Below are 14065 nucleotides of genomic sequence, written 5' to 3' on the forward strand. Positions count from 1 at the left end.
GATCACGCACCTCCCGTCGCAGCGGGCAGCGTGAAGGAAACGGTCGTGCCGACCCCTTCTTCGCTGTCGATCTGGATCTGCCCGCCGTGCATCTCGATGATCCCTTTGGCGATCGACAAGCCGAGCCCGGTGCCGCCTTGGGCGCGGGAACGTGCTTTGTCGACGCGGTAGAAACGGTCGAAGATCTGCGGCAGGTCATGTTTGGGAATGCCCATCCCGGTGTCGATGACCTGCACGAGAATGTTTTTGCCGCTCGGTCGGTGCGCCCGGATGCGGACGCGACCGCCGCTTTGCGTGTATTTGACGGCGTTGGAGATCAGGTTGTCAAACACCTGGTCGAGCTTGTCAGCATCGACGTTGACCATCAGGTTGGCCGGCACTTCGAACGACAAGGACACTTCCTCGCGCTGCAGATGCATCGTGAAGCGGAAGCAAGCTTTCTGCACCAAGTCGCGCAAGGCGTGCGGCGCGGTGCGCAGGTTGTCGCGGTTGGAGTCGAGGCGCGACAGCTGCAGCAGGTCGCTGACCAGCCGCGTCATACGCTCCGTCTCGCCGTGAATGACCGAGAGGAAGCGGCGGGCATGGTCGGGCGACTCGATCGCGCCGTCTTCGAGCGCTTCGATGTAGCTTTTGATCGTCGTCAGCGGTGTGCGGATCTCATGCGACACGTTGGCGACAAAATCGCGGCGGGCGCGGTCTTCGTTTTCCTCTTCCGTCACGTCGCGCAGAACGACCACCGCCGCGCGGTCTTCGATGCTCTCACCGCGAAACGGCACGGAGTACGCCTGCACGATGCGACCGGACGGGCCTTCCAATGTAAATTCGGACACGGCGGTGAGCAGGACTTCGGTGTTGCCTTCTTCGCCGAAGATGATCGCCGAGTCGAGCGAGCGGTCGAGCAGTTCTTCGACCGTCTCGGAATTGAGCATTTTGGCGGCGGCCGGGTTGGCGAGGATGATGCCGCCTTCGCGGTCGATCGCCAGCACGCCGTCCGACATGTGTTGGAGGATCGCTTCCAATTTGTCCTTCTCTTGCTTATTTTCTGTCAACGCTTCCCGTAACCGGACGCGCAGGGTATTAAACATTTCGGCGAGCTGGCCGATCTCATCGTCGGAGCGCACCGTCACCGTCTGGTCAAAATCGCCGCGGGCCATCGCCCCTGCTTTTTTCGTAATCTCGACGATCGGGTTGGTGATCGTGCGCGAGAGCAGGATGATCAGCCCGGCGGTGAGCAGAACGGCGATCACCGTGCCGGTGTAGAAGATCACCGTGATGTCGTGGATCGTCTGGTAGACGGACGACAGCGGCGCGACGCAATAGACCGCGCCAAGCACGGCGTTGCCTTCTTTGACCGGAATGGCGAGGTAGAGGTAGCGCTGCTCGTCTTTCGGGTCGACTTTGATCGTCTCCGCCTGGTTGCCCAGCAGCGCGCGCGTGACTTCCGGCTGGAGGCTTTTCTGCTCCAGATAGTTCTCATTGCCGGAGGTGGCGATGAGGATCTGCTGGTTGTTGATGATGTTGATCTCCGCTCCGGCCGCAGAGGCAAAGGAGTCGGCCAGAAACCCGATGTCAGTTTGCAAATTGCTTTTCTGCCGGGTGTCATTGAGGTACGGCGGCAGAACATCAGCGAGCACGAGGAGCTGGCCGGAGACTTTTTCCTGAAACGAGTTGATGAAGTGGGCGTTGACCCGTTGGATGAAGTAAAACCCGATCACCTGCATCGCCACGAGGATCACCAGCAGGTACATCAAAACGAGTTTCCACTGGATGCTTTTGAGCAACCGTCCCTACCTCCTCAGCGTGTAGCCAACGCCGCGGCGGGTCATGATATATTCCGGGTTGCTCGGATCATCCTCGATCTTCTCGCGCAGGCGGCGAATGGTGACGTCGACGGTGCGGACATCGCCGTAGTAGTCGTAGCCCCAGACTTCCTGCAACAGCTGTTCGCGAGTGAGCACCGTGCCGCGGTGTTTGATCAGGTACACGAGCAGTTCAAATTCGCGGTGCGTAAGTCCCATGTCGACACCGTGTTTGCTGACTTCGTAGGTCGCCGTGTCGATCACGAGGTCGCCGACGGTGTATCTCGGCTTTTGCTCACCGGCGGACTTGGCATCGGCAGGCTGCTGCTGGCGGCGCAGGTTGGCTTTGACGCGCGCCATCAGTTCGCGGTTGGAAAACGGTTTGGTCACATAGTCGTCCGCGCCGATCTCAAGACCCAGCACTTTGTCGATCTCGCTGTCCCGGGCGGTCAGCATGATGATCGGGACGCTGGAGAACGCACGGATTTCGCGGCAGACGGCAAACCCGTCTTTTTTCGGAAGCATTACGTCGAGCAAAATCAGGTCGGGGAGCTCGGCCGTCGCTTTGTCGACCGCTTCTTGACCGTCGTGCGCCATCACGACTTGGTAGTTCTCTTTTTCCAAGGAGAACTTGAGAATATCGGCAATTGGCAGTTCGTCATCGACTACCAAGATCTTATAGTCCATTCGACTCACCTCTTTTGAAGAGTTGTGAAGGTATCACCCTCTATTGTAACACGTGCAGGCAGGAATCTGGTTAGTTTCTCGGGATTGGGAAACACTACAGGAGGAAAAGGGGGTCTGCTTTCATGGCAAAGACGCAAGCGATTCTCGCCTATTTCAACTCCGAGGCATTAGCTGAAAAAGCGAAACAGCAACTGGTGCAGCAACTGGATATGAAAGATGAGGACTGTCAGATCGACCGTGTCAGTGCACAGCCCGGCGAAGCGACGGAAAAGGTGCTCAACCCGATCACGTCCAACTTCGGCGGTCATGAAACGCTGATCGAAAATGTCGCCCCGTCCAACGAGAGCGTCGGGCGGCTGCTCGGCTCTGACCCGGCCGTATCGGGCATGGCGGACGGTTCCGGCATGATCACCGGCCTTGACGTGCTGCTGACCATCGTCTGCCCGACCGACAACGTGCAACAGGCGCTGCAGATCGTCGAGCGGAACAAAGGGCATCATTAAGAGATTAACCCTCTGCCAGAGTTGGCAGAGGGCTTTTTTGTGACCTTGCCGATTGCAAAGGTGACGGACGGGCTGGTGATAGAGAAAAAGCCATCTCCGTATAGGAGATGGCTGTTGAGTATGTGTGATTAGCGAGCTTGGTAGAGTTCGACGACCGGGATCGTCTGTTCACGGCCCGGGCCGACGGAGAGGATCGCCAGCGGCACGGACGTGATCTCTTCGAGCTTGCGGATGTACGCCTTGGCATTCTCCGGGAGGTCATCGAAGGAACGCACGCCGGAGATGTCTTCTGTCCAGCCCGGCAGCGTTTCGTAGACCGGTTCGCAGTCTTTGAGCACGCGGAATGCGGTCGGGAACTCGGTCAGGGTCTCGCCTTTGTAGTTGTAGGCGACACAGACTTTCAGTTCTTCAAGGCCGGTCAGGATGTCGAGGCGGGTCAAAGCCATGCCGTCGAGACCCGATACGCGGCGCGCGTGGCGGACAACCAGCGCGTCAAACCAGCCGCAGCGGCGCGGACGGCCGGTGGTGGTGCCGAACTCGCGGCCTTGGGTGCGGATGAACTCGCCGGTCTCATCGAGCAGCTCGGTCGGGAACGGACCGTCGCCGACGCGGGTCGAGTAGGCCTTGACCGTGCCGATGACTTTGTCGATCTTGGTCGGGCCAACGCCGGAGCCGATGGTGACGCCGCCTGCGACCGGGTTGGACGAGGTGACGTACGGGTAGGTGCCTTGGTCGATGTCGAGCATCGAAGCCTGTGCGCCTTCGAACAGGATGTCGGTGCCTTTGTCGATCTCTTCGTTGAGCACAACCGATGTGTCGGTCACGTACGGGCGCAGCAATTCTGCGTAGCCCATGTACTCTTCGTAGATCTCTTCGAACGTAAACGGTTCAGCGCCGTACAGCTTGGTCAGCACTTCATTCTTTTGCTTGAGGTTGCGCTTCAAGATCTCAGCGAAATCTTCTGCGTCCATCAGGTCGATCATGCGGATGCCGATGCGCGCTGCTTTGTCCATGTACGCCGGCCCGATGCCTTTTTTCGTGGTGCCGATCTTCGCGTCGCCTTTGCTCTCTTCTTCGAGCACGTCCAGCTTGAGATGGTACGGCAGCACGATGTGCGCTTTGTCAGAGATGCGCAGGCCTTTGGTCGAGACGCCTTTGTCATGCAGGTATTGCAGCTCTTTGACCAGCGCGGCCGGGTTGACGACCATGCCGTTGCCGATCACGCAGATTTTTTCTTCATAGAAGATCCCGGACGGGATCAGGTGCAGTTTATATTCAATTCCGTTAATCCAGATGGTATGGCCGGCGTTGTTGCCGCCTTGATAGCGTGCTACAACTCCTGCATTCTCCGCCAGGAAGTCCGTAATCTTACCTTTCCCTTCGTCGCCCCATTGGGTTCCGACAACGACTACTGTTGCCACACGACAACACCTCCACATATTAACATGCTCATGAAGAGCGTGACTTACTCAGCATAATGAGTGTAGCAAGGATCGGGTGTGATGTCAATGAATTTTCCGAACGATGATGTTTCTTTAGATGTAAATTGTTCGTATTTGCAAAAGTCGTTTACCATTTTTGGAAAGTATGGGATAATTTAAGCATTCGGTAAACTTTTTGTTTAGGAGGAATAAAGTATGTCTACCACACCTGCTCCCTTTCAAGTCGCGATGGTGACAGAACCGCCGGTTTATCTGGATTTGCAACAGTCGGTTGCGAAGGCCTGCAACCTGATTGCGCAAGCTGCGAAACACGGCGCGAAATTGATCGTATTTGGCGAGTCCTGGCTGCCGGGCTATCCGTTCTGGGTCTGGCTGCGTTCGGTGCCGGAAGCGGTGCGCACGACGGCTGAACTGTGGGACAACTCGCTGGTGATCGATTCGGACGAATGCCAGCGTCTGCAGAATGCGGCTGCTGAACATAACATTGCTGTTGTGATGGGGATCAATGAGCGTGAGGGCGGGACGATTTACAACTCCCTGCTCTTTATCGATACTGACGGCTGCATCCCGCTGGTGCGCCGCAAGCTGAAACCGACCGGGGCGGAACGCATGGTCTGGGGTCAAGGCGACGGTTCGAACCTGAGAGTTGTGGAGACGAACGAGATCGGCTTGCTTGGCGGGCATCTGTGCTGGGAGCATACGATGCACGGGCTGGATGCGGCGTTTGCTGCTCAAGGCGAACAGGTGCATGTGGCGGCGTGGCCGTCGTTTTCGCTGGATCTGGACTACTCGCTGGGGCGTGACGCGAACGCGGCGTTGGCACAGGCGTATGCGATTCGCTCGCAGTCGTTTGTGGTGAGTGCGGCGACGGTGGTCACGGAGGAGATCGTTGAGAAGGTGAATCTGTCGGAGAAGGACGCGCAGTTCTTCCGCACCGGCGGCGGGTATGCGCAGGTGTTTGCGCCAAACGGGATGCCGCTGTTGCCGCAGGTGGATGAGCATGAGGCGGGGATTTTCTACGCGGAGATCAACTTGGAGCTGATCAAGTTTGCGAAGCTGATCTGCGATTCGACCGGTCATTATACGCGCCCGGATGTGATCCAGACGGTGATCAACCGGACGGAGACGAGTCCGGTGACGTTTGTGGATGATGAGGATGCGAATTTGGATGTGAAGGTCGATTCGCTTGTCGAGACGATGATTGGGATCGACTAAGAGCAGTATATAAAAAACCCGGTGGCTCCGTTTTGGGAGTGACCGGGTTTATTTTTGCAAGAAGTCTTCTTGGAAGCGCCAGAGTACGATCGGCTGATCGACGATGGCGGCGAAGTCGTGCAGGTTGAGTTGGTATTGTTGAAAAGTGGGTTCGGTGTCGCCGAGGTAGTTGTCGAGCTTGTAGACGGGCGGGCCGAACCACCAGGGTTTGAGTACGAGGAAGCCTTCGCCTTGTTCGTAGGCGGACACGTTGTCGCGCACGAGGTCGGGCACTTGGTGGACGTAGCCGAGTTTGCCGTATGCGAGGACGAGGATGAGCAGGACAGGCACGAAGAACATCAGCAGACGGTAGGTCCATTTGCCGATGACAGGTTCTGTTTCTTCCTCATCTGCTTCGAGGTCGGCCTCGGCAGGCGCCGGGTCGATGGCCAGGTCGGCCGGAGTGATAACGGCCGTCGCGGCTGCGACCTGTTCCTGGGCGGCTTGCAATTCGTGCTGTTGAGCGGCTTGCTGAGCGGTTTGGAGTTCCAGCTGACGCTTCGTTTCCGCGCGGATGGCGTTTAGTTCGCGCAGTTGGGCAACTTCTCGTTCAGCCTGGAGTTCGCGAAGTTGAGCCGCTTGATCAGGCTCACTCTGTTCCTGCAGGCGTTGCTGCTCTTGCAGTTGCTGTTGCTCTTGCAGTCTCTCTTGCTCCTGCAGTCTCTCTTGCTCCTGCAGTCTCTCTTGCTCCTGCAGTCTCTCTTGCTCCTGCAGTCTCTCTTGCTCCTGCAGTCTCTCTTGCTCCTGCAGTCTCTCTTGCTCCTGCAGTCTTTGCTGCTCCTGCAGTCTTTGCTGCTCCTGCAGTCTTTGTTGCTCTTGCAGTCTCTGTTGCTCCTGCAGTCGCTGTTGCTCTTGCGCCTTTAGATCGGCTTGTTGCTTTTTGCTTTTATTTTTGCGGGCATGGGTTTCCTTGCGGCTAGGAAGGGGCATGCCGGGTTGGTATTCGGAGTTATTGAAGCGGCTCATCGTGCTTAGGCTCCTGGGGCTCTCTCTAAGGAGACGAATTTGTTGAAGTTTTTCAGGAAGACAAGTTCGACAGTCCCCGTCGGACCGGAACGCTGCTTCGCGATGATGATCTCAATGATATTCTTGCGCTCTGACTCCGGGTTGTAGTAGTCATCGCGGTACAGGAACGCAACGATATCGGCATCCTGCTCGATCGAGCCGGACTCACGAAGGTCGGACATCATCGGACGCTTGTCCTGACGCGACTCTACGGAACGCGACAACTGCGACAACGCAATGACCGGCACATCCAGCTCACGCGCGATCAGCTTCAAGGTACGGGAGATCTCGGAGACTTCCTGCTGACGGTTGTCCCCTTTGCCCTTCCCTTGGATGAGCTGGAGATAGTCGATCATCACCATGCCGAGCTTGCCGCCTTGCTCTGCTTTCAAACGTCTGCACTTGGCCCGGATTTCCGAAACGGTAATCCCCGGCGTATCGTCGACGAAGATCGGCGCTTCCGACAGCGTCCCGACCGCCATCGTCAGCTTCGGCCAGTCATCCTCATCGAGGAAACCGGTCCGCATCTTCCCCGCGTCGATGTTCGCCTCCGCACACAGCATACGCTGCACCAACTGCTCGGCGCCCATCTCCAGCGAGAAAATCGCGACAGCTTCCCCCGCCCGCACGGCGATGTTCTGCGCGACGTTCAAAGCAAACGCCGTCTTCCCAACCGCCGGACGAGCTGCGAGGATGATCAGTTCCGACCCGTGAAACCCGGATGTCATCTTATCCAAATCGGGGTAACCGGACGGTGTGCCCGTCACCCCGCCTTTGTTGTTATACAAAAACTCAATCCGCTCAAACGTGTTCAGCAACACATCCTTCACATGCGTAAAGCCTTTATTAACGCTCCCCGCCTGCGAAATCTGCAAAATGCTGCGCTCCGCCTCGTCAATCACATCGGTCACGTCAGCGCCGGTATATCCCGTCGCCGCGATCTTTGTCGCCGTGCTGATCAGGCGTCGCATCACCGACTTCTCTTTGACAATCGTCGCATAGTGGTCAGCGTTCACCGCTGTCGGCACCGAGTGAGACAAAGAAGCGAGGTACTGGACCCCGCCCACTTCATCGATCAAACCCTGATTTTGCAAATCGGTCGTCAGGGTGACCATATCGACCGGATTGCCTTTTTCCGCGATGCGAATGATCGCTTCAAAAATCATCTGGTGCGTCTTGCGGTAAAAATCTTCCGGAGCCAACAGCTCCGAAACGGTGATCAGTGCCTCATTGGAGATCAAAACGGCCCCGAGCACCGCCTGTTCTGCTTCCACGTTCTGTGGGGGCACCCGCTCCACGAGTTCTTCTTCCATTGTGTCACGTCGCCTCCCTTGGTTTAACTTGCTGCAATCGTTTCGACCGACTCCTCGAACACCAGTCCGAGCACTTCGTCGATCGTCTTCACAATATGCACGGTGACGCCTTCCGTATCGCTTGGCACATCGCGGCGGTTGTCATACGGCACAAGCACGCGGGTCATCCCCGCCTGGCGCGCGCCGAAAATTTTCTCAAACACGCCGCCGACCGGCTTGACCTTGCCCTGAATGGAAATCTCGCCGGTGATCGCCACGTTCTGCGGAATCGGCTTGCCAAGCAGCGCGCTGTAGATCGCCAAGGTGATCGCCACACCGGCCGACGGACCGTCGATGCGGCCGCCGCCCACGACGTTGACGTGCACATCATAGTCGGCGATATCCTTGCCCGCGATGCGGCGCAGAACTGCGGCGGCGTTAAACACCGAGTCTTTCGCCATCGAGCCTGCCGTATCGTTAAAGCGCAAACGTCCTTTGCCCGCTTCGCTCGCCGGGAACGCCACCGCTTCGATCTCAATCGTCGAGCCGAGGAAACCTGCTACGCCGAGGCCGTAGATCTTCCCGACCTCGGCCAGCGCTTCCCCATGCTCCTTGTCTTTCACATACGGCACCAGACGGTTCATGCGCAGCACTTCTTCGATGTCATGCTCCGCGATCACCACCGGCTCCTCCGCACTCCCGCCTGCGCGGTACACGGCGAGGCCGTGCGCGTCCGACAAGAGGTTGACCGCTTTGCGCCCTTCGATCGTGTATTTGGCGATCGTCTTGGCAACCGAATCCTCCAAGTTGACCTCCAGACGCTCGGCAGCTCCGGCCACGATCTCTTCGACCTGCTCCGGCACCAGCGGCTCAAAGTAAATCTCCGCACAGCGCGAACGCAGCGCCGGGTTGATCTCCGACGGGTCGCGGGTCGTCGCGCCGATCAAAATAAAGTCGGCCGGCGCGCCTTCTTCAAACAATTTCTGAATGTACTTGGGTACGTTCTGATCGTCCGGATCATAATAAGGAGACTCGAAACGAACGCGCTTGTCCTCCAAGACTTTCAGGAGTTTATTTTGCAAAACCGGGTCCAACTCGCCGATTTCGTCGATAAACAAAATGCCGCCGTGGGCATCGGTGACCAGACCGGGCTTGGGCTCCGGAATTGCCGTATCGGCAAAATCGCGGCGCGCGCCTTGGTAGATCGGGTCATGCACCGAACCGAGCAGCGGGTTGGTGATGTCGCGCGGGTCCCAGCGCAAGGTCGTGCCGTCGACTTCCACAAACGGCGCTTCCTGCGCAAACGGAGTCGAGGCGAGCTTCGCCGCTTCCTGCAGCGCGATCCGGGCTGCAGTCGTCTTGCCGACGCCGGGCGGGCCGTAGATCAAAATGTGCTGCGGGAACGGAGAGGCCAGCTTCGAGAGCAGCGAGCGCTTGGCCTGCTCTTGTCCGACGATCTGGTTCATCTGCTGCGGTCGCACCAGCTCATAGGTCGACTTGGAGAGCTTGACCGTCTCCAACTTCTCCAGCTGGGCAAATTTCTTCAAGGTCTGCGCGTTTTCCGGCCCGGACTGCTCCTTGACCATCTGCGTGCGGATGTCCTTGATGTATTCTTCGTGTTTCTCCTGCATGCGCTCATTGACGCGCTTCTCCAGCTCTTCCTCCACAGATTTTCTCGCCACGAAGTTGGCGATCGACTCTTCCACTTCGTTCAAGATCTCCGGGATGCGATCCGGGGTCGGGCGTTCTTCAATGGTCGGGTTCTCAAACACGATGCGCTGCAAAGCGATGACGCGGTCTTCCACCGAGGTGGAGCGCATCAGCGAGAGCGCCTCGAGTTTCCCTGCGCGAAGCACCAGCTTATCCGGTCCATAGATACTGCTCAGAATCCCAAACAATGCGGTGACCTGACGACGCACCGCTTCTTCGTTGTCCAACTTTTCATGCAGCTTGCTGCCAGGGATTCGATTGAGTTTCTTAAGCAGTTTTTTCAGCATATTGGTTACTCCGCAACTACCTGGACGCGCATCTCGGTCGTCACTTCCGGGTGCAGTTTGACTGTGACCACGGTCGTGCCAAGCGCTTTGATCGGCTCGTCCAGGAGAATTTTACGCTTGTCGAGATTTAATTTTTTCTGATCTTTCAGCGCATCGGCGATCTGCTTGGTCGAGATCGCGCCAAATACGCGGCCGCCGTCGCCTGCTTTGGTTTTCAGGATGACGGTGGTTTCTTTCAAAACCGCTGCCAGATCTTTCGCTTCCTGCAGCACGCCTGCCGCTTTGCGCTCATCGCCGGCCACCTGTTGCTTGTGGCGGTTGATCGTCTCCGCGGTCGCTTCTACTGCGAGGTTCTTTTTAAAAAGGAAGTTTTGCGCGTAGCCCGGAGATACCTCTTTGACTTCGCCTTTCTTCCCTTGGCCTTTTACGTCTTGCAAGAAAATTACTTTCATATCAACACCCTCCAATTCCGATTAGGAGTTCAGAAGCAGTGTCCAGGACCAGATATCTACGTGTAGCTATCTTATCTCTAGTTATACCATTTTCCGCTCCCAAACGCTTTCAAAAGAAAATAGAAGCAGATGAAGAAATTACATCTGCTTGGATTAGCGTCTCCGTTTGATATGCTCTTTTAAACCGCTGAGATCGCCGTACCACGTCTCGGACTGGTGACCGGTCTCGATGCCGTGATCGACCTTCTCGACGACAGAGCGTTCCAGTTCGTGAAAATCGATCCCGCAGCGGCGGGCCAGCATGTACGTGAGCACCACGATGTTCGCCAGATGGTCGAGCAATACCGATTCGGTGCCTTTTAAGAAGCCGCGAAACAGACCCGAAACGTTGTCGAGCAGCTCGGCCTTCAGCCATTCGATCATCCGAATGTTTTTGGTGATGTCCATATCTTTATGGAAGTCAGGCATAGGAAACCCCCTTTTCCGTTCCCTGCTTAGAAAGAAGACTTCGACAAACCATTTGGCACTTCCTGCATAAAAGGAGTGATGACCACAAGGTCATCACTCTTCCTGATTGGCGATCTGTCCAAGCTCCATTTTGATCACGCGGTCGGCGAGGTGGAAATAGCGGTCGTCGTGCGTCACCGCGATGACCAGTTTGCCGCGCCGCTTCATCTCCGGGAGCAGGGTCAGGTAGAAAAACTCCCGGAATTCCGGGTCCTGATCGGCTGCCCACTCGTCGAACAGATAGACCGGACGGTCTTCGAGATAGGAGATCAGCAAGGCGATGCGCTTGCGCTGTCCGGTCGACAGCCGGATCGTGCTGAACACGCCGTCTTGAACGGTCAGCTTCTCTTCGAGCTGCAGGACTTTCATGTGCCTTTCCAGCTCTTCGCGCTTCGCTTCATAGTCGATGCCATACAGCTTCTCGAACAGATAGAAGTCGCTGAACACCGTCGCGAAATGCTGCCCCAGCGTTTCGGGACTCATCCGCTCGCCGTTGAGCAGAATCTCGCCCCCGTCCGGCGCGTACAGTCCGGTGATCAGCTTGGACAAGGTCGATTTGCCGCTGCCGTTGCCCCCGGTGATGAACACCACTTCGCCGGGGTGGAAGCTGTAGTCGACCGGGCCGACTTGGAATTCCTGCCCTGCGCCGCCCGCCTTGTAGCGGTACTCCACGCCGCGCAGTTCCAGCCCCTGCAGTTCCGTTTTGGCAACAGATGCGGCAGCCACCTCCAGCGCCGGGGCTGCCTCTGCCTCCAGTTGCGACAGTTCGTCGATCAGCTGCTGAATCCGCTGCCAGGAGATGCGCACGCGCAGCAGCTCCGGGAAACCGTTCATCACGTTGTGCAGCGGCCCGGTCATGTAGAGGAACACAAAGACGAAACTGACCAAAGTCTCCGTCTCCACATCGGTGAACAAGAGCGGAAACAAAAACGCCACCCCGCCGATCACAAACGTGAACAGCAATTCCCCGATCACAAACACATTGGCGAATTTCATGTCGCCTCGCGTCCGCTTCTCCCGGTATGTGTCGCAGCTCTCCTCCATGTCTTGGCGGAACGCGTTGCGCCGGCCCTGGTGCAGATACAGCTCTTTAAACCCTTTGTTCAAATCGAGGATGAATTTGAAAAAGACGTTTTGGATGTCGCGCGTTTCTTCCCACAGCCGGTTGGCCGCGTTGCCGACCGCCAGATACAGCCCGACCGCGACGGCGACCACCGCGATCGAGGCCAAGAGTCCGAACAGGTTGATGTAGCCGAGATAGACAAAACAGCAGACCAGCGTGATCAGCGACGTGATGCTCGTCACCACGATGTTGGAGAAGCGGCTCACCGTCTCCGTGTCGTTGTTGAGGCTGGCTTGAATCTTGCCTTCTTCCAGCGACTGCAGCTTCTGGTACGAGGTGCGCAGGATCTTGTTGATCAGCTCCATCCGCTTGTCAAAGACGGCGCGGTTGGTGATGTCGATCAGCCGGGTGCGGATCAGCCGCTGGCCGAAGACATAGAGCACGATGCCCATCACGAAGTAGAGGAACAGCCCGCTGTTAAACGTTTCGCGCGCCTGCAGCGCCTTGTTGATCACAAAGATGATAAACGCGTTGCCAAACCCGCTGGCCAGACCCAAGACGATCAGCGCAAAGAGCGCTCTATCTTGGTTTTTTTTGAAAAAAAAACTGAGCAGAAAGTACAGGCACAAGAGCAGGACGGTCAGACTCACCGCCCCGATGGCGAGAAACAGGGTGCAGGGCGTCCAGACATAGACGAACCCCCACGGCAGGCCGGAGAACAGCACATCGGGCAATTTGTACAGGCAGGCAGTAAAGCCGGCCAGAAACACGAAGGCAAGCCCGGCGCCCAAGGCGATTTTTTTCCCGTTGCCGGTGAATTGGCGTGTGCCTTGGCGCACTTGGCGCAAGAGCAGCACGAGGAAGCCCAGCGTGACCAGGCTCATCGGGACGAGCAGCGCGATCACGACAACCGCCACGGTGTCGACCTGCTGATAGAGGTCTTTTTGCAGCACGGGTGTTTTCTGGAGCATCATGTCCATGATGCCTTGCCCGATCGCCGCCGTCACCGCGGAGTTCATGTTGGCCAGCACCGCGACGCCAAGCTGATCTTCGGGGCGGAAGACGATATAGGAAGAAAAGTTCGGGTTGTTGCCGCCGTGGGCGATCTCCCCGCTCCCCTTTTGATAGACCTGCCACCCGGCGGCATACGAGGAGCCGTCGTAATACGGCTTCACGGAGCGGTCGGGGAGGCGTGACTGCTCAATCAGCGGGGAGAGGTCAGGATGTTGCTCCAGACCGAGCTGGAAGCGCAGCCATTTCTCCATGTCGTCAGCGTTCGAGACGAGATAGCCGGCCGGCGTGTTGCCGCGATAGGTCGGCGCGTCATAAGCCAGCGCACTCAGAAAGCCCGGCTTGTACCCGGTCGCGAGGCCCGGCAGCGCTTCGGGGCCGGTGCGCAGGACAGTATGCGAGAGACCAAGCGGCTGCAGCACCTGCTCCGCCATGTAGGTCTCATAGTGCCGACCGCTGACCGTCTGCACGAGCAGGCCCAGCACATCGTAGTTGACGGTGGCGTATTCGTAGACCTCGCCCGGACGGTTGGCCAGTTCATAGCCGTCGAGCTTGCGCACCGTCTGCTCCAGCGCGTCGTCTGCAGTCGATGCTTCGATATCGCCGATCGTTTGGAACGGCAGCCCGGACGTGTGGTGCAGGAACTGCTCCACGGTGACGTTCGCCGGATCTCCTCTGTACATCAGCCGCAGCCACGGCAGATAGGTCTGGACCGGCTCGTCCAGTTTGATCTTCCCCTGCCCGACCAGTTGCAGGACGGCCAGGCCGGTGAACGCTTTGCTGTTCGAACCGAGTTCAAACAAGGTGGAGTGTTCGACGAGTTGCTGCGCAGAGGTGTCTGCATAGCCAAACCCTTTTTTGTAAGTTTCCTGTCCGCCCTGCACGATCACGACCGAGAGGCCCGGTATGTTGCCGTCGTCCATGTTTTCCCGCACAAACGATTCGATCGCCTGCAGGTCGACATTGGCTTCGGCCTCTGCAAAACCGGGCCAGGCTGTGACCAGCAGGCAGCACAGCAGGAGGATGGAGACGATGTTTTTGATCTTCATGTCA

The 14065-nt window shown here is 57.6% G+C and carries 11 protein-coding genes; 2 read left to right on the plus strand and 9 right to left on the minus strand.

The genetic code is table 11. The annotated features are described in order from the left end of the window. Positions 1-2 precede the first annotated feature (2 nt). Both CBW65_RS06690 and yycF read right to left on the minus strand, forming a co-directional pair. Positions 3-1781, minus strand: coding sequence for an ATP-binding protein (locus tag CBW65_RS06690; protein ID WP_087456201.1), 1779 nt, complete (start codon positions 1779-1781; stop codon positions 3-5). Positions 1782-1787: 6 nt separating this feature from the next. After that, positions 1788-2486 carry a response regulator YycF gene (gene yycF, locus CBW65_RS06695; RefSeq protein WP_087456202.1) on the minus strand — a complete coding sequence of 233 codons (699 nt, stop codon included), beginning with the start codon at positions 2484-2486 and terminating at the stop codon, positions 1788-1790. Positions 2487-2608: 122 nt separating this feature from the next. Here yycF and CBW65_RS06700 point away from each other — a divergent pair, with 122 nt between their 5' ends. Beyond that, positions 2609-2989 (plus strand): hypothetical protein, encoded by a 381-nt coding sequence (locus tag CBW65_RS06700; RefSeq protein ID WP_087456203.1) that lies wholly within the window; start codon positions 2609-2611, stop codon positions 2987-2989. A gap of 128 nt (positions 2990-3117) precedes the next feature. Here CBW65_RS06700 and CBW65_RS06705 read toward each other — a convergent pair whose 3' ends face one another. Then, positions 3118-4410 carry an adenylosuccinate synthase gene (locus CBW65_RS06705; protein ID WP_087456204.1) on the minus strand — a complete coding sequence of 431 codons (1293 nt, stop codon included), beginning with the start codon at positions 4408-4410 and terminating at the stop codon, positions 3118-3120. A 216-nt stretch (positions 4411-4626) separates the two neighbouring features. Between CBW65_RS06705 and CBW65_RS06710 the strand changes: the two genes are divergently transcribed. Continuing rightward, a complete protein-coding gene (locus CBW65_RS06710) occupies positions 4627-5646 on the plus strand; it encodes a carbon-nitrogen hydrolase family protein (RefSeq protein WP_087456205.1) in 1020 nt (339 codons plus the stop codon). Positions 5647-5694: 48 nt separating this feature from the next. On the opposite strand, the gene CBW65_RS06715 is transcribed toward CBW65_RS06710, so the two are convergent. From CBW65_RS06715 to CBW65_RS06740, 6 genes are all read right to left on the minus strand, one after another. Beyond that, on the minus strand, positions 5695-6651 hold the full coding sequence (locus tag CBW65_RS06715; protein ID WP_087456206.1) for a hypothetical protein: 957 nt from the start codon (positions 6649-6651) through the stop codon (positions 5695-5697). A gap of 5 nt (positions 6652-6656) precedes the next feature. Beyond that, complete coding sequence (gene dnaB / locus CBW65_RS06720) at positions 6657-8003, minus strand: replicative DNA helicase (RefSeq protein ID WP_087456207.1); 1347 nt, start codon at positions 8001-8003, stop codon at positions 6657-6659. A 23-nt stretch (positions 8004-8026) separates the two neighbouring features. After that, positions 8027-9979: a Lon family ATP-dependent protease gene (gene lonC / locus CBW65_RS06725; protein ID WP_087456208.1), complete on the minus strand. Its 1953-nt coding sequence runs from the start codon at positions 9977-9979 to the stop codon at positions 8027-8029. A gap of 5 nt (positions 9980-9984) precedes the next feature. After that, positions 9985-10431 (minus strand): 50S ribosomal protein L9, encoded by a 447-nt coding sequence (gene rplI, locus CBW65_RS06730; RefSeq protein ID WP_087456209.1) that lies wholly within the window; start codon positions 10429-10431, stop codon positions 9985-9987. Between the two features lie 153 nt (positions 10432-10584). Continuing rightward, positions 10585-10899 carry a MazG-like family protein gene (locus tag CBW65_RS06735; RefSeq protein WP_087456210.1) on the minus strand — a complete coding sequence of 105 codons (315 nt, stop codon included), beginning with the start codon at positions 10897-10899 and terminating at the stop codon, positions 10585-10587. A gap of 93 nt (positions 10900-10992) precedes the next feature. After that, the gene (locus CBW65_RS06740) at positions 10993-14061 is read right to left on the minus strand and encodes a cyclic peptide export ABC transporter (protein ID WP_232463455.1); all 3069 of its coding nucleotides are present in this window, start codon (positions 14059-14061) and stop codon (positions 10993-10995) included. Between the last annotated feature and the right edge of the window lie 4 nt (positions 14062-14065).

Source organism: Tumebacillus avium, assembly GCF_002162355.1.
In the GTDB taxonomy this organism is placed as follows: domain Bacteria; phylum Bacillota; class Bacilli; order Tumebacillales; family Tumebacillaceae; genus Tumebacillus_A; species Tumebacillus_A avium.